At 69.8% G+C, this 15,601-nt stretch carries 18 protein-coding genes and 1 riboswitch; all 18 genes read right to left on the bottom strand.

Going from position 1 to position 15,601, the window contains the following annotated elements; all coding sequences use genetic code 11:
* Positions 1-2: 2 nt before the first annotated feature.
* Positions 3-1,103, bottom strand: a complete 1,101-nt coding sequence (locus IC605_RS06065; protein ID WP_216320420.1) for a CobW family GTP-binding protein — start codon at positions 1,101-1,103, stop codon at positions 3-5.
* The gene (gene cobJ, locus IC605_RS06060; RefSeq protein WP_216320417.1) at positions 1,100-2,626 is read right to left on the bottom strand and encodes a precorrin-3B C(17)-methyltransferase; all 1,527 of its coding nucleotides are present in this window, start codon (positions 2,624-2,626) and stop codon (positions 1,100-1,102) included. The genes IC605_RS06065 and cobJ overlap by 4 nt, the downstream gene beginning before the upstream one ends.
* Positions 2,623-3,393: a cobalamin biosynthesis protein gene (locus IC605_RS06055; RefSeq protein ID WP_216320412.1), complete on the bottom strand. Its 771-nt coding sequence runs from the start codon at positions 3,391-3,393 to the stop codon at positions 2,623-2,625. Before IC605_RS06055 ends, cobJ begins: the two co-directional genes overlap by 4 nt.
* Positions 3,390-4,172, bottom strand: coding sequence for a precorrin-4 C(11)-methyltransferase (gene cobM / locus IC605_RS06050; protein WP_216320409.1), 783 nt, complete (start codon positions 4,170-4,172; stop codon positions 3,390-3,392). Before cobM ends, IC605_RS06055 begins: the two co-directional genes overlap by 4 nt.
* Positions 4,169-4,900: a precorrin-2 C(20)-methyltransferase gene (gene cobI / locus IC605_RS06045; protein WP_216320406.1), complete on the bottom strand. Its 732-nt coding sequence runs from the start codon at positions 4,898-4,900 to the stop codon at positions 4,169-4,171. Before cobI ends, cobM begins: the two co-directional genes overlap by 4 nt.
* Positions 4,897-6,036, bottom strand: coding sequence for a cobalt-precorrin-5B (C(1))-methyltransferase CbiD (gene cbiD / locus IC605_RS06040; protein ID WP_343216522.1), 1,140 nt, complete (start codon positions 6,034-6,036; stop codon positions 4,897-4,899). Before cbiD ends, cobI begins: the two co-directional genes overlap by 4 nt.
* Positions 6,033-7,595: a precorrin-8X methylmutase gene (locus IC605_RS06035; protein ID WP_216320403.1), complete on the bottom strand. Its 1,563-nt coding sequence runs from the start codon at positions 7,593-7,595 to the stop codon at positions 6,033-6,035. Before IC605_RS06035 ends, cbiD begins: the two co-directional genes overlap by 4 nt.
* Positions 7,592-8,278 carry a cobalt-precorrin-7 (C(5))-methyltransferase gene (locus IC605_RS06030; protein ID WP_216320400.1) on the bottom strand — a complete coding sequence of 229 codons (687 nt, stop codon included), beginning with the start codon at positions 8,276-8,278 and terminating at the stop codon, positions 7,592-7,594. The genes IC605_RS06035 and IC605_RS06030 overlap by 4 nt, the downstream gene beginning before the upstream one ends.
* Before the next feature lie 240 nt (positions 8,279-8,518).
* Positions 8,519-8,636: riboswitch (cobalamin riboswitch) on the bottom strand.
* Between the two features lie 62 nt (positions 8,637-8,698).
* Positions 8,699-8,998: a sigma factor-like helix-turn-helix DNA-binding protein gene (locus IC605_RS24455; protein WP_343216521.1), complete on the bottom strand. Its 300-nt coding sequence runs from the start codon at positions 8,996-8,998 to the stop codon at positions 8,699-8,701.
* Complete coding sequence (locus IC605_RS25005) at positions 8,995-9,384, bottom strand: aldehyde dehydrogenase family protein (RefSeq protein WP_343216520.1); 390 nt, start codon at positions 9,382-9,384, stop codon at positions 8,995-8,997. The genes IC605_RS24455 and IC605_RS25005 overlap by 4 nt, the downstream gene beginning before the upstream one ends.
* Before the next feature lie 35 nt (positions 9,385-9,419).
* On the bottom strand, positions 9,420-9,680 hold the full coding sequence (locus tag IC605_RS25000) for an aldehyde dehydrogenase family protein (RefSeq protein ID WP_216320969.1): 261 nt from the start codon (positions 9,678-9,680) through the stop codon (positions 9,420-9,422).
* Between the two features lie 60 nt (positions 9,681-9,740).
* A complete protein-coding gene (locus IC605_RS06010; protein ID WP_216320397.1) occupies positions 9,741-10,892 on the bottom strand; it encodes a branched-chain amino acid ABC transporter substrate-binding protein in 1,152 nt (383 codons plus the stop codon).
* A 99-nt stretch (positions 10,893-10,991) separates the two neighbouring features.
* On the bottom strand, positions 10,992-11,285 hold the full coding sequence (locus IC605_RS06005; protein WP_216320394.1) for a transaldolase family protein: 294 nt from the start codon (positions 11,283-11,285) through the stop codon (positions 10,992-10,994).
* An 18-nt stretch (positions 11,286-11,303) separates the two neighbouring features.
* The gene (gene gnd / locus IC605_RS06000) at positions 11,304-12,803 is read right to left on the bottom strand and encodes a decarboxylating NADP(+)-dependent phosphogluconate dehydrogenase (protein ID WP_216320391.1); all 1,500 of its coding nucleotides are present in this window, start codon (positions 12,801-12,803) and stop codon (positions 11,304-11,306) included.
* 70 nt (positions 12,804-12,873) lie between these two features.
* Positions 12,874-13,398, bottom strand: a complete 525-nt coding sequence (locus tag IC605_RS05995) for a gluconokinase (protein ID WP_216320388.1) — start codon at positions 13,396-13,398, stop codon at positions 12,874-12,876.
* A complete protein-coding gene (locus IC605_RS05990; RefSeq protein WP_216320385.1) occupies positions 13,368-13,790 on the bottom strand; it encodes a phosphoribosyltransferase in 423 nt (140 codons plus the stop codon). The genes IC605_RS05995 and IC605_RS05990 overlap by 31 nt, the downstream gene beginning before the upstream one ends.
* Positions 13,787-15,055: a lactate racemase domain-containing protein gene (locus IC605_RS05985; protein ID WP_216320382.1), complete on the bottom strand. Its 1,269-nt coding sequence runs from the start codon at positions 15,053-15,055 to the stop codon at positions 13,787-13,789. Before IC605_RS05985 ends, IC605_RS05990 begins: the two co-directional genes overlap by 4 nt.
* Positions 15,052-15,471: a glycoside hydrolase family 2 TIM barrel-domain containing protein gene (locus tag IC605_RS05980; RefSeq protein ID WP_216320379.1), complete on the bottom strand. Its 420-nt coding sequence runs from the start codon at positions 15,469-15,471 to the stop codon at positions 15,052-15,054. The genes IC605_RS05985 and IC605_RS05980 overlap by 4 nt, the downstream gene beginning before the upstream one ends.
* Positions 15,472-15,601: the final 130 nt, after the last annotated feature.

Raw genomic sequence — 15,601 nt, 5'->3', positions numbered from 1 at the left:
CCTCAGGCCCACCGCTGCGGCAGCGCCTTTTGCAGCGCCTCGATCACCTTCTTGCGGCTGACGTGGTAGCCGATGAAGACGAGTTCATTCGGGGCATCCGGTCTTGAGGGGGCCGGGTGCGTCTCCACCCTTGAACGGACGGCCTGCACCGCGTACCGCTCCCCGCCCTCGCCCTGCACGAAGCCCTTCACGCGCAGCACGGGGAACACACGGGCCACGTTCTGCACCGTCCGCACGAGGTCGGGGACGCTCTGCACGTCGTCGCTCGTCAGGCGAAAGGACTGCCAGCCGGGGTCGTGCTCGTGGAAGTGCTGGTGGGTGCTCAGGCTGTGGACGTGCGCGTCGAGGTCGCCGTGGGAGTGCCCGTCGAGGCCCGAGTGGTCGTGGAGCGGGGCCATCAGCTCGCCGGGCGCGCCGCTCACGGGCGCGTGGTGGGCCGCACTCCGCCGCGTGCCGTGCAGGTTCAGGCCGAGGGTGAGCTGGGTGTCGAGCCTGGCCTCGTAGGCGAGTTCCAGGAAGCGCACGCGGGGAGCCCGGTAACGCACGTCGGCCTCGGCCTGGAGGAGATCGGCGTCGCTCAGTTCGTCGATTTTGTTCAGCACGGCCACGTCCGCGAACTCCAGTTGTGCGTCGAAAACGCGGGCGGCGCCCCGGGTGGCCTCGTCCCCGGCGTCTGGGCTGAAGGCCCCCGCGAGCAAAAGCGGCGTGTCCACCACGACGAGGGTGGCATCGAGGGCGAAGTCGGCGGCGAACTCGCCCTCCTCCAGCGTGACCATCACGGCGGTCGGCACGGCGAGTCCGCTCGTCTCGATCAGCACGTGGTCGAAGGTGTGGCGGCGTTCCCGCAGGGCTCGCAGGGTGCGGCGGAAGGCGTCCCCCTCCCCACCGTAGGCGAGCAGGCCACCGTGAACGTCGTGGAGTTCCACCCCGTCCTCGCGGACTTCCAGCAGAGGGCCGTCGATGCTGACCTCCCCGAATTCGTTCACGATCAGGGCCAGGGTGCGGTCGTGCGTCTGGTTCAGCAGGTTGCCGAGCAGGGTGGTCTTGCCGCTGCCCAGAAAGCCGCTGACGATGGTAACGGGCGTTTTGAAAGAGGTGGTCATGCATGCTCCTTGAGGGTCTGGAGGGCGGCGATCAACTCGTCCTGGCTGTGGAAGGCGCCGGGAACGGGAGCCGGGCGGCGAACGACGATGAGGGGCAGGCCGAGTTCCTGGGCCGCATCGCGCTTGGCGGTGAACCCCCCCACGTCGCCGCTGTCCTTGGTCACGACGGCGCCGATGTTCCAGGCCTGCCACTGAGCTACGTTGAACTCGCGGGTGAAGGGGCCGATCATCGCGCAGATGTGGTCGGGCCGGACGCCCAGGCTCAACGCCCGTTCGAGGACGCCGGGTTGCGGGGTGAGGCGCACGAACACGTCGGCGTCTGGAGCGGCGTGCAGGAAGGTTTCAAGGTCCTTGCTGCCCGTCGCCAGGAAGACGCGCCCGTACCCGGAAGCGGCGCGGGCGGCCTCCTCGATGTCGTCCACGAGGGTCAGCCCGGTCGTGTCTTCCGGCAGGCCGCTCGCCCGCTCCAGGCGGAGGTAGGGAAGGTCGAGGTCGGCACTCAGTTCCCGCAGTTGAGCGGTGATCGCCTGTGCATAGGGGTGGGTGGCGTCCACGATGGCCCTTGCCCCGCGCAAAGCCCGCCGCCGGGCCTCGACGCCGGGCGGGCCGTCGTACACATGCAAATTCGGATGCTTCGGCGCGACCTGTGCCCCCAGTTCGGAGGCCACGCTCAACGTCACCCGCTCGCCTTCTTCCGCGAGACGCAGGGCCAGGGCGTTGCCGTCGCGGGTGCCGCTGAAGACCCAGACGGTGCCTTCGGGCTGGGAAACGGGGGCGACCTCCTCCCCCCGCCAGTCGTTGTAGCCGCGCGGGGTGTACATCCAGCGTCCCTTGCGCGCCGTGAAGCGGTTGCCGATCACGACCGTCGTCAGCATGTCGAACTCGTCCGAGAGCAGCGCTTCCAGGGTGGTGACGCGCACCTCCTGATCCTCGCGGTAGGCGTTGCGGACGACACCGCACACCGTGTCGGGCCGCTTGTGTTCCAGCATCAGGCGCAGCACGCGGTACACGCCCTCCCGCCTGGCTTTGCTCTGCACGTTGTATAGGACGCAGGCGAGGTCGGCCTGCGCGATGTGCCTCGCCCGCTCCTCAATCCATTCCCAGGGGCACAGCAGGTCCGAGAGGCTGAGGGTAGCGAAGTCGTGCGTGAGCGGTGAGCCGAGCAGGCTGGCGCAGGCGGTCGCGCTCGTGATGCCGGGGATGACCTCCACGCCGAAGAGCGGCTCCTCGGGCAGGTCCTCGAAGACCAGCCCCGCCATCGCGTAGACGCCGATGTCCCCGCTACTGACGAGGGCCACCCGTTTGCCTTCCCCCGCCTTCTGGATAGCGAGTTGCGCCCGCACTTTTTCCTGAGTCAGCGGTGGCGTCAGCACTTCCTGGCTCGTGATCAGGGGAGCGACCCAGCGCAGGTAGAGGTCGTAGGCGACGATCACGTCCGCCTCCACCAGCGCTTGCCGCGCCCGTTCCGGCACGAGCGAGAGGTCGCCCGGCCCGACGGAGACGAGGCTGAGGTGGCCGGTCACGCGCTCACCTCCAGGGGCAGGCGGTCTTCCACCACGGCGACGGTCACGCCGTTCAAGGCCGTTTTCGGCACGATGAGCCGACCACGTGGGCTGGCGATCAGGGCGCAGGGCTCGCACACGCCGGGCAATCCCACGCTCTGCTGAACCCACGCGCTCGGCTGGGTGACATAGGGGCGGGCTTCTACGTCTGCGTGCGCGATGACCCGTAGTGGTAGCCCGTACCTGTCACAGAAGGCGAGCAGTCCGGCCTCGTCCGCCTTGAGGTCCACGGTGGCGACCTCCCGCACGTCGGTGAGGGGGCGGCCCGCTAGAGCATGGGTCACGGCGGCTTCCACCTGTTCCGCGCTCACGCCGCGCCGACAGCCGATGCCCAATGTGAGGGGGCGGGTGGCCTCGGTGGCGGTGGTGACGACAGGGACAGCCCCGGTCAGACGGGCAACACGGTAGGCGAGGGCGTTCGCTCCCCCCTCGTGCCCCCCCAGCAGGGCGACGGCGAAGCGGGCCGCGTCGTCCAGCACGACGACCGCCGGGTCGCTGTGCTTGCTCTCGGGCAAACCGGACAGGAAGCGGACCGCGATGCCCACGGCGCCGATCAGCACCCACGCGCGGGTGGTGTGGAAGGTTGACCGGAAGGCGGTGAGCTGTCGCTCGGCGCTCTGCCAGGGTCGGTGCAATGCCGCTCCCAACCCGTCCGCGAGCCGTTCGGCCAGCGCCTCGGATTCCCGACGCACGGGCCATACAGCCAAGTCAGATAGGGCAGCCGTCACGCCTCCCCCCCTTCCTTCACGGCGCGGCGGAAGCGGTGGGCGTAGGAGGGGTCGTACAGGCGGCTCGTCGTCTCCAACGCCTCCGGCTCGCTCAGCGCCGGGCTGACGATCAGCATGGTGGTCAACGTCCACTCGCTGACCCGAATCTCCGAGAGGAGACGGCCCAGCGTGCTCACGTGCCGCCGCTCCTGGGGCTGGCTCGCCCGCTGCACCAGGGCGACGGGCATGTCGGGACCGTAGGTGTCCAGCAGGTCGGCCACGATCTCGGGCAGTTGATTCCCGCCCAGGAAGACGCACAGGCTCGCCCCGTGCTCGGCCAGCCCGCGCAGGTTCTCCCGCTCGGGGACGGGGCTCGCCCGACCCGAGGCGCGGGTGAGGATCACGGTCTGGGTGACGTTCGGGCGGGTCAGTTCGGCCCCCAGCACGGCGGCGCAGGCGGTGAAGCTGCTCACCCCCGGCACGACCTCGTAGTCGATGCCCAGTTCCCGCAGGGCGCGCATCTGCTCGGCGGTCGCCCCGTAGATGGCAGGATCGCCGCTGTGGACACGGGCCACGTCCAGCCCCTGTTCTGATGCGCGGCGGTACAGCGCCACCTGCTCGTCCAGGTTCAGCCCCGCCGTGTTCACCCGCTCGGCGTCAGGGTGGGCATGTTCCAGCACCGCCTCGGGCACGAGCGACCCGGCGTAGAGGATGAGGCGGCACGACGCCAGCAGCCGTGCGCCGCGCAGGGTGATCAGATCGGGGGCACCAGGGCCCGCGCCGATGAAGTAGACCTTCAAGAAAACCTCCGGGGAGATGACCTGCGGATGAGGACGACGCTCAGGTAGCCCAGTCGGCCCGCGTCGGGGGCGGGGTTCAGCGAGGGCAGCACGACCTCCCCGTCCAGCCCCAGGCGGTGCGCCAGGGCGCAATGTTCGAGGATGCCGAGGTCGGCGAGCAGGCTCAACACGACCGCCATGCGCCGCCCCACCTTCATCAGGACGACCACATCGTGGGAGAGGATGTCGGCCCGCAGCGCGTCCAGGTCGTCCGGGCAGGGCAGGATGAGCACCCGTTCCTTCCCCTCCCCGAGGCTGAAGCCGGTCAGGGCGGCGGCGGTCGCGTAACTCGTCACGCCGGGAAGAACGTGCCGGGGCAACTCGGGCGCCTCACGTCCCAGAGCGGCGACGAGGTAGCCCAACGTGCTGTACGTCATCGCGTCACCAATGGTCAGGTAGGCGACGCTGTGCCCGGCCCGCTGGTGTGCGGCGATCTCACGGGCGAGGATGGCGTAATGCTCACCCAGCCGCGCGTCGTCGCCGTCCATGTTGAACTCGACCTCCCGCACCCGTTCGCGGGGGAAGTCGAGGTCCCGCAGGGCGGTCAGCGCCACCGACGCCTCCGACACCCGGGAGCGCGGGGCGTAGATGAGGTCAGCTCCTTGCAGGACTTCGAGCGCGGCGACAGGCAGGAGGCCGTAGGAGCCGGGACCAACGCCGAGGCCGTAGAAGGTGCCGGGCTGGGTCACGCTTCCGCCTCCCCCAACCCCGTGCCGTCGAGGGCGAAGAGGGCGACTCGAACTCGACCCACCCCCGACGCGCGCTCATGGAGCGCCTGTGCGACCTGCCGCGCGACCTCCTCCCACACCTCCGCGCCGCGTTCGTGTTCGGCGAGTAGAGCTACGCACGCGTCCACCGTGTTTGCCTCTGCAAGGGCTTGCACGGTCGGCGCATCCACCCCCAGCCCCTCGGCGACTCTCGCCACCGCGTTCATCGCCATGCCGCTGTGCTGACTGTGCGTATTCCAGTCGCCGTTGAGCACCTTGGCGAGTTTGCCGGGGTGCCCGGCGACGAGGAGGAGGGGGAGTGGGTGGCCGGTCTCTTCCAGCGCGTTTTGAAGGGCGTTCAGCGCCGCCCCCACAAAATTGCTCATCTGGACGATGGCCTGTGGAGGCACGTTCAGCGCCTCCCGGGCGTAGTCGCGGCCCAGCTTGCCGGGGGTCAGGACCACCGCCTCCGGGCGGGCGTGGACGGCCACGCGGACGTAGACCTCCACGGAGGCCATGTACGCTTCCAGGCTCATCGGCTCCACGATCCCCGTCGTGCCCAGGATGCTGATGCCGCCCACGATGCCCAGCCGGGGGTTGAATGTCTTGCGGGCGATGGCCTCGCCGTTCACGCAGCCCACCGTCACCGCGAAGGCTTCGTGGCCTGCGACCTCGTGCGCCGCCCGCCGCATCATCTCGCGCGGAACGGGGTTGATGGCGGGCTCGCCCACGGGAACGCGGATGCCGGGCGCCGTTACCGTGCCAACCCCCTCTCCGGCGTGGAAGGTCATCGGCAGGCGCGGGTCGGGGAGGGGAGTAACGGTTACCCACAGGGTCGCCCTGTGCGTCGCGTCCGGGTCGTCCCCACCGTCTTTGACGACTTCCGCGTATGCCCCCACATCGGTCAGACGGACGTTCTGCACGGGCAGGAGGAGGCTCTGGTCCCCGTCCGGCAGCGTGATCTCTACCTCGCCCGTCGTCTCCGCACGGACGAGCAGGAGCAGGGCCGCCTTCAAGGCCGTCGTCGCCGCGCTCCCCGTGGTGAAGCCGCGCCGCATCCCGTTGGAGGCGGGCAAGTTCAGATCGAGGCGGGCGGGTGGCGTCACGAGCAGGCTCACGTCCCTGCCCCGGCGGCGGACACGGCCGCCAGACGGTTTTGCGCCTCGATCATCAGCGCGTTCACGACGCTGCTCGCCCACGGACTCCCGCCGCGCGTGCCCACGTTCGTGACCCGGGGGACGCTCAGGCAGGCACGCAACGCGGCCTTGCTCTCCCGCGTGCCCACGAAGCCCACGGGCAGGCCGATCACCAGCCCGGGCCGCCAGCGCCGCTCGCGGATCAGGCGCACCGTCTCGAAAATGGCGGTGGGCGCGTCCCCGATGGCGACGATGCAGTCGTTGCCGAACTTCTCGTAGGCCCGACGGATGCCCGCCGCCGAACGGGTGATCCCGGCCTCACGGCTCAGCAGGTGTGTCTCCGCGTCGTGGACCCCGCACCAGACCCGCACGCCGAGTTCGGAGAGAAGCTGGCGCTTGAGGCCGCTCTGCACCATCGTCACGTCCGTCACGACGGTCAGGCCGCGCAGGATCGCCATGACGCCCGCCTCGGTCGCGCCCGGCGAGAAGGACAGGTCCTCCACGATGCCGGGGTCGCCCGCCGTGTGGACGAGGCGTTGCATCGCGTAGCGGTCCGCCGCGTTCACCGCCGACCAGTCCCGCAACCCCTCGATGATCTCGAAGGACTGCGCCTCGATGGGGTGGGGCTCGTAGGGCCGGATGACCTTCGGCCCCGGCGCCTCTCCACCTGCCAGCAGGCCCCGCACCGCCCCGTGGTGCCCCACCTGCGGCTCGCCGACCTGCGCCTCGTAGCCCACGACGCCCACCCGGTACTTGCACAGCGAGCAGTTCATGTGCCCGTGGCCCTGCACCCCCTCGCGCGCCCGCTCCAGAAACACCCGCGCGACCTTGGGATGCGGCCCTAAGTGGGAGGCGGTCAGAAACTCGGTGCCCGGCCAGCGTTGGGCGGCGGCCTCCACCGCCGAGCGCACCCGGCGGGCGAGCACCCCATCGAAGAGGAGGTACGGCAGCACGATCACCCGCGTGAAACCGAGACGGGCGGCGCGGGCGAGGCCGGTGGGAAGGTCGGGCCTGGCCGTCCCGCTGTAGCAGACCAGGCTCGCCCCGTACCCCAGCCCCTCCTCCAGAAAGCGCGCCAGCTTGTGAACGTCCCCGTTCGCGTCCGGGTCGGTGGTGCCCCGCCCGACGAGGAGGAGGAGCGTCTCGTCCCGTCTGACCTCACCCGCCGCACCCGCCTCCGCCTCGATCAGCCGCTCGCGGCATACGTCGAGGAGGGCGGGGTGGAGGTCCATCGCCGCCCCGTAGTGGAAGGTGACGTGCGGGAACTCGCGGCGCAGGGCGTTCAGCTCGCTCGGCAGGTCGTTTTTCGCGTGCGTGGCGGCGAGGAGGACGCCGGGCACGAGGACGATCTCGCGCGCTCCCGACGCCACCGCCTCCCGCGCCGCCTCGTCGATGGTGGGCGTGTTGAATTCGAGGAAGCCGTGGGTGATGACGCGGTTCGGCTCCAGCGCCTTGACCTCCCGCACCAGCTCCTCGAACTGCGCTGCGCTCGCCGGGTCGCGGCTGCCGTGCGCGGCGAGGATGATCGCGTAGTCGTTCATCGTTCTCCCTCTAAACCCGTGGGCAGGGGTGTCAGCGCGCGGATCAACAGGATGCTCATGTCGGAGAAGTCCCGCCCCTCCAGCTCGCCCAGCGTGCCCGCCCAGGTCGCCTCCGTCCGCGTCAGGTTCTCCCAGACCTCGACCCGGTGTGCGGCGCTTACTCCTCCCGCAAGCAAGTACGAGGCCACGTCCTTCGGCATGAAGTCCCACGGGCGCGGAATCACGATGGCGTTACGTCCGGCCCGCAGCACGTCGCGCAGGTGGGTCTTGAAGGGCGTCAGGTCGCCCCGGCGGTGGAAGGTGAGGAAGGTCGTCTCGTCGAAGCAGACGCGGCCCCGGCTCGCCAGCATCTGCGCGCTGGAGATGCCCGGCACCGTCTCGACCGGGTGCCCGCAGGCCGTCTCCACCCGCTCCAGGTACTGAAAGCCCGAGAAGTGGATGTCACCCATGAACACGACGACGCAGCGTTTCCCGGCGTGATGGAGGGCGGCGACCTCGGCGAGCCGCGCCACCTGATCGCGGTAGCCCATCGTGACGACCCCGGCTCCCTCGGGAATCAGGGGCCGCACCACGTCCACCACGGCGTCGAAGCCCGCCACTATGTCGGCCCCCTCGACGAGGGATGCGCCACGCCGGGTCAGGAAGTCGAGGTGGCCGGGACCGGCACCGACGCAGACGATCACGCCGTGCCTCTCGGCGGGGGGCGAAACTGGAGGAAGTGACCTTCCGGGACCACGGGGAAAAGGGGAGGTGACACAGCGGCGACTCCGGTATGCAGGGCGACAGGGGCGTCAGGAGGGGGGTCTGGAGGGGCGCACGGCGAAAGCCCGCTCCAGCCGGGGCCGGAGCGGGCATAGACGGCCAGGAAGACCGGATACGCGCGAACTCACAGGGTGGCCCTCTGACGGCGAGAGGTGCCCCGTCTTCACGGGGCGTCCCTGGGTGGCATTCGGGCTGACAGGTCTCTGTGCCTGCTTACCGCTGCGCGACAGCGCCGGACTCTCACCGGACTTCCCCAGCACCAGGTCGGGCAAGAGTAGCAGAGAAAAGGTCGGGAGGTCGGCTCGTGCCTCCAGCCCGGACCCCCCTCGAAGTTCGGTCGCTCACCGCCTGTGTTCGGGGCACCCCACCGGGACGCCCGCGTGGTGAAAGGAGGGCGCACCCGCTCTCTCCCCACGCCAGCCTTCCCCACACTCTTCGGGAACGTCGCGCAGCCTGCGGGTGCGCCCTTGCTGACCCTTGAGCTTGTGCAGGGCCTTGTGCTCGATCTGCCGCACCCGCTCACGGGTGACGGGGAGCACCTGCCCGACCTCCTCCGGCGTGTGCTGGCGGCCGTCCAAGAGGCCGTGGCGCAGCCGGAGGACCTGCGCCTCCCGCTCCCGGCGCCCGGTCCAGGAGGTCACCGGGCGGGGCCCGACTCGCGTTCCCGGCAGGCGAGGAGAAGTGATCGTCCGCGATGAAGTCGCCGGACCAAGAGTCTCCTTCCCGACCGGCGCCTCCAGCGAGATCGGTTCGCGGCGAATCTTCTGGACCTCCTCGATCTTCGCGGTGTCCCCGCCTGCCCCCTGCGGTGAACGTCGTTGATCCACACGCTTCCCGCCCCGAACGCCCCGGCCAGCCGCAGCCCCCGGGCGAGGTCGCGGGTGAAGGCGAAGGCGGCCAGACCGGAGATGCTGTCGTTCGCCAGGCGGATGGCGTCCTCCAGGTCCGCAAAGGGCATCACGCCCACCACCGGGCCGAGGGTCTCCCCGGTCATGGTCCGCAGGTCGGGCGTGGGATCGGCCCGCACGGTCGGGAAGGAGGACCCGCCGTCGTGAGCGCCCGTCAGGCGCCGTCCTCCCGCCGCCCCCACCCGCCCTTTTCCGGTGTGTCCGCGACGTGTTCCTCGCTGGTCCGGAAAATCTTCTCGTCGACGAGCGGCCCCAGGTCCACGCCGTTCCCGGCCCTGAGCGGACTGACCGCCTCCGCGAGCCTGCCCACGACCTCCGAAGAGAGCCGCTCGTGGACGTGACTCCGGTTCACCCGGGCGCAGGACCCTCCGCTGTCGGCGAAGGCGTGGCGGTGATGGCGGGCACGGGCGGCCAGACAACGAACAAGGCCGGGGGGCGGAAGGAACTCCCCTCCGCCCCCCGCCGACCGCTTCCCTCAGGACCTGCCGGGCTTGACGGGCAGGGTGGTGCTGAGCTTGACCTGCCCGCCCCCGACCCGCATCACGTACAGGGTGGCCGCCTTGCGGTCCCCGACGCTGTTGAAGCTGGCCTGACCCGACAGCAGCCCGGTGAAGTTGCCCTTGCGGATGGCGCTTTCCACCTGCGCGCGGGTAGGCGCTTTGTTCCCGTTGGCCTTCGCCGCGTTCAGGATGCCCTGAAGCACCACCTTCGCCGCGTCGTACCCGTACACCGCGAAGCCCTGGGCGGGCTGGCCGAACGCCTTCCGATAGGTGGCGGCAAAGGTCTTCGCGGCGGGCAGCGCCTCCACCGGGGCCGCGCCGGTCGTGAAGTACACGCTCTCGGCCCCCGGCCCCGCGATTTTGAGCAGTTCCAGGCTGTCCAGGCCGTCCCCGCCGACCACCGGGGCGGTGACGCCCGCGTCGCGCAGTTGCCGGAGAAAGACGCCCACCTGGTTGTAGATACCGCCGAAGTAGATCGCGTCGGGGCGCTGGAGCTTGATCTTGGCGATGATCCCGGAGAAGTCGTTTTTCTCCTCGGTGCCCTCGTTGGCGACCACCCCCACGCCCTTCGCCTTGAGGGCCTTTTCCACCTCGTTCGCCAGTCCCTCGCCGTACGCGGTCTTGTCGTTCAGGACATAGACCTTCTTGGCCTTCAGGTTGGAGGTGATGAAATTCGCCCCCGCCGGGCCCTGCGCGTCGTCACGCGCCACGATGCGGTTCATGTTGCTCAGGCCGCGGTCGGTGACCTGGTTGGCAGTGCTCGCCGAGCTGACCAGCGCCACCCGGCTGGGGGCCAGGGCGGCACTCACCGGAATGGTGACGCCGCTGTTCAGGGCCCCCACCACGGCGAGCACCTGACGGTCGGCGGCGATCTTGCGGGCGGCAGCGGTCCCGGTGGCGGGGTCGGCCTGATCGTCGAAGGGCACGAACTGGAGGGTCAGGCCCAGCCGCTTGAACTGCGGCTGGTACTCGCGCACCGCCAGGTCGATGCCGTTGCGGGCCTGGGTTCCGATGGCGCCCTGCCCCCCGGACAGCGGCGCGAGGCTGGCGACCTTGATGGTGGTCTGGGCGCTGGCACTGCCCAGGGCGAGGACGGCGATCACGGTCAGGGTGGTCTTCGTTTTCATCGCTGCTCCTGAAGAAGGGTGTGGACCTGAATCCCGGGGGAGTGTAGCCGGGGCGCGAGACGGCATGGTTGTGTGGGCGTGAGAGGGTGCGTCCCGCGTTCAGGGTGTGGGGACGGCCTGCGGCACAGACAACCGGGCGAGCTTCGCCTGAACGCTTTCCCTCAACCGGAGGTCGTCTTGGTGGAAGAGCCGGAGGCCCTCCGTGAGCTTCTCCCCGGCCATCTGGTCTTCCACGAGCGCCCAGCGGAAGGCCGCTTCTGTCCGGCGGGGTTCGGCCTCCGCCGCCTGGGCCGGGGGAGCGAGCCGACGTTCCAGCCCGCCCTCGTCCCGGTCGAGTTCCCCGAGCAGGGCGGAGCTGACGGTCAGCCGGTCACACCCCGCGAGCGCCTCCACCTGTGGCGCACGGCCTGATCAGGCGTTGTAGGTGCTGCTCGCCGTCGTGCCGCCGCGCCCGGTCCAGTTGGTGTGGTGGAACTCGCCGCGCGGGCGGTCCACCCGCTCATAGGTGTGGGCGCCGAAATAATCGCGCTGGGCCTGAAGCAGGTTCGCGGGCAGGCGGGCCGTCCGCGAGCCGTCGTAGTACGCAAGGGCGCTGGAGAAGGCGGGCGTGGGAATCCCGCTGAGGACCGCCGTGCTCACCACCTGCCGCCACGCCCCCTGCGTTCCCGCGATGGCCTCCCGGAAGTATGGCGCCAGCAGCAGGTTGGGGAGGTCGTGCTGCTCCCCGAACGCCTCCGCCACCCGGTCGAGGAAGGCCGCCCGGATGATGCACCCCGCCCGCCACATCCGCGCGATGGAGGCGAAGTCGAGGTGCCACCCCGCGTCCTGCGCGCTGAGCTTCAGCAGTTGGAAACCTTGGGCGTAGGCGGCGATCTTGCTCGCGTACAGCGCTTGCCGCACCTGCTCGACGAAGGCGTCCCGGTCGGCGACGGGTGAGGGCGCGTCCGGGCCGGGCAGAAAGTGGCTCGCCGTCACCCGCTCGTCCTTGAGGGCACTCAGCGCGCGGGCGAAGACGGCCTCGGCGATGGTCGCGGCGGGACTGCCCGCATCCAGCGCCGCCACGCTGGTCCACTTGCCGGTGCCCTTCTGCCCGGCGGCGTCCAGAATCACGTCCACCAGGGGTTGCCCCGTCACCTCGTCCGTTTTGGAGAGAATGTCGGCGGTGATCTCGATGAGGTAGGAGTTCAGCTCGCCCCTGTTCCACTCGGCGAAGACTGAAGCCAGTTCGGGCGGGGTCAGGCCGCCGACCTCGCGGAGCAGGTGGTACGCCTCCGCGATCATCTGCATGTCGGCGTACTCGATGCCGTTGTGGACCATCTTCACGAAGTGCCCGGCGCCCTCCGAGCCCACCCACTCGCAACAGGGCGTGCCGTCGGAGGCGCGGGCCGCAATGCCCTGGAAGATCGGCTTGACCGCCTCCCACGCCTGCGGGTTGCCGCCGGGCATGATGCTCGGGCCGGTCAGCGCCCCCTCCTCGCCGCCCGAGACGCCCGTGCCGACGAAGAGCAGGCCATCTTGCGCGAGTTCCTTCGTGCGCCGGGTGGAGTCGGCGGGGTGGCTGTTTCCGCCGTCGATGATGATGTCGCCGGGTTCCAGGTGGGGTTTGACCAGCGCGATGAAGTCGTCCACCGCCTGCCCGGCCTTGACCATCAGCATGACCTTGCGCGGGGACTTGAGGGCCGCCACGAACTCTTCCAGGGTGGCCGCGCCCACGATGGTCTGCCCCTTCGCGCGCCCCGAGGTGAAGTCGGTAACGCGGCTGACGGTGCGGTTGAAGGCGGCGACCGTGAAGCCCTTGCTCGCCATGTTCAGGATCAGGTTCTCGCCCATCACCGCCAGCCCGATCACGCCGATGTCGGCCTGGGCGGGGTTCTGGGCGGCGGGGACGACCTCCGGGGTGGGGTGGGTCATGGCAGTCTCCTTTCGCGGTTCGGAAAGGCGCAGGCCCCGAACCGCCGCGAACGGGGATGGGTGCTGAGGGTCAGGCCGGGTCGGTCAGCTCGGCGGCGAGACGCCGGACGTTTTCCTCCAGCGGCAGGCGGATGTCCACGTTCAGGGCGTCCCGTGGCGGTTCCAGCGCGGCGAGCTGGCTGTCGAGCAGCGCCACGGGCATGAAGTGGTGCCGCGCGCTCATCCGCTCGGCGATGAGTTCCCGGCTGCCCTGGGCAAAGACGATCCGCACACCTTCCAGGTCGCCGATCAGGGTGCGGCGATACCGCTCCTTGAGGGCCGAGCAGGCGAGGACCAGCGTCCTGCCCCGGCTCACGTGATCGGCGATGAGTTCGTGCAGGGCCGCCAGCCAGGGCGCGCGGTCCTCGTCGGTCAGGGGGACACCGCTCGCCATCTTCTCGCGGTTCGCGGCGGGGTGGTAGTCGTCGGCGTCGGCGAAAGCCCACCCCAGCCGTCCGGCCAGCGCCGCCCCGATGGTGGTCTTGCCGCTGCCCGACACGCCCATGACGATGACGGCGTTCGTCTTCACGGCAGGCTCCAGGGCCAGTTCACGCACGCCCGCACCTCTGGGAAGAGGACAATATCCGCCTCGCCTTTGAGGGTGAGGGTGGTGACGTGCGCGGTGTCACCCAGCAATCCGGCAGCGAAGCGCAGGGTCGCCCCGCTCACGCTCACGTCGTCCACCAGCAGGACCCGTTTGCCGCTGAGGTCGAGGTCGGGGGGGAGAAGCAGCCGTGGCTCGTCGCCGCGCGGCTTGTTGTCGTCATCGCGGTAGTTCACCCGCATCACGGTCAGCGGGACGCGCAGTTGGTGGGCGACGAGGCTGGCGGGCACCAGGCCGCCCCGGGCGATGCCCACCACCACGTCCACCTCGGGCAGGTCGGCGGCGTGCAGGCGCTCGCTGATCTCGGCGAAGGTCAGCGTGACTTTGGCGGTCGCCGTGGTCATTGCTCCCCCCTGTACCTGTACAGCGTCTCCCCGGCCTTGCGGACGAGCAGCACGCCCTCGTCCTCGCGGTTTGCGTAGTCGTCGAGGTTGATGGAATCGGGGTCGAGGTAACCCAGATTCAGCCGGGCGCAGTCCTCGGGGCTGACGCGGCTGGCGAGGGTCACTTTCACGCGCGGCACCTCGTGGCCGTCCACCCACTCGCCGTCGCCGCGCACGTGGGTGCTATGGGCAATCACGCCGAGCGGCACGTGGTCGAACCTCTCCCACTGGTTCAGGAAGTACGGCACCGTGTGGTAGCCGATCTCGGAGATGTAGCGCCCGTGGACAACGCTCACCTCTTCCAGGTGCGGCGCGTAGATCACCAGCTCGCCGCCGTCGGCCAGGGCGGGGTCGAGCTTGTACATCGCCTTGCCCGCCGTCCACAGTTCGTCGTACATGGGGGGCGCGGCGGACAGGATGAAGCGGTAGGGCTTCTCCACCCAGACGATGTGCCGCTCGCTCGACAGGTCCGCCGCCGCCGACCAAGCCTCCAGGTGGTCGCCGACGAACATGCCCCCCAGCCCCTGGCCCTGCACCACCAGGGCGATCAGGGTGAGGGGCGTTCTCAGGTGGGTGGCCGCCTCGTGGATCAGGGCGCGCACGGGCGTGTCCTTGATGCCGATGGTGCCGCGCACCCCCGCCAGGGCGCCGAGCCAGTGAGTGACGTTGATCATGTCCGCACCGCTGATCCCTGGGAAGAGATACTTCGCCCCGCCCGAGAAGCCCACCACCTCATGCGGGAAGGTCGGCCCCAAGATCACGATTTGATCGGCCTCCACCGCCGCCCGGTTGATCAGGATGTCCACGTCGCCGCCGAGGGTGGGGTGCCAGCGGTCACCCGCGATCTCCCTCACCTTCTCCTGCGTCACGGTGCCGATGCTGACGAGCGTCTCGGGGTCGGCCCACTCGTGATTCAACAGGCGGATGTGGCCGTACTTGCGCTGCCGCTCCTCCTCGGTCAGACCGAGAATCTGGCGGATGTGCTCGTCGGTCATCGGCGGATGGGTGCCCAGCGCGACCATGAAGTCGAGCTGCGAGGCGTCCGAGAGCACGTCCGCGAGCAGGCGGAACAGTTGTGGCAGCGGCAGGGTGCGGGTGTGGTCGGGAATCAGGACGAGCACCTTCTGGCCCGTGAAGCGGCCCCGCAGCGGTTCCAGGATGCGGGTGATCGTCCCCTCGTCAAGGAGTTCGCCTGGAGGGGCGACGGCTCGGGCCAGCAGGGTCACCGCGACAACTCCTTGTCGGTCCGCTGAGTGTCGGACACGGCCTGACGGGGGGACGGCTCCCCCTTCTGGGCGCGGTCCACCCAGAACTCGCGCAGGACGTGGGCGGCCATCTTCGGCGTGCGCTGACGGGTGAACACGCCCTTCATATTAAGCCCGCCCACCCGCATGATGCTCTGCACGGCGGCGAAGTCGGCGAAGTTCCAGACCTGCATTCCGGCCACGTAGTCGCGCTTCTCGGCCTCCTCCAGGTGGAAGCGGATGTAGTCGGCCTGGTACTCCTCGGTCCACATGACGGGCGGCTGGCCGTGCATCCCCGCCATCGTGTCCGCGCCGAACTCGGTCATGATGATGGGCCTGCCGAACTGCTCCCACAGGCGGTCGAGTTCCGCCGACAGCCCCACGCGCGCCTCGCCCAACTGCCCGCCTAGAGGCTGTGTAAAAGGCGTTCCAAGTTGAGGGGAGAGGGTCTGTGGTGAGCAGAATGGGGGATGGTGCGACAAGGGTACCCGAGTGATGTCGATGACGAGACGTATCATTTCCTGCTGC

This window comes from Deinococcus aestuarii (assembly GCF_018863415.1).
Classification (GTDB): domain Bacteria; phylum Deinococcota; class Deinococci; order Deinococcales; family Deinococcaceae; genus Deinococcus; species Deinococcus aestuarii.
This window is presented reverse-complemented; position numbering and strand designations above follow the sequence as displayed.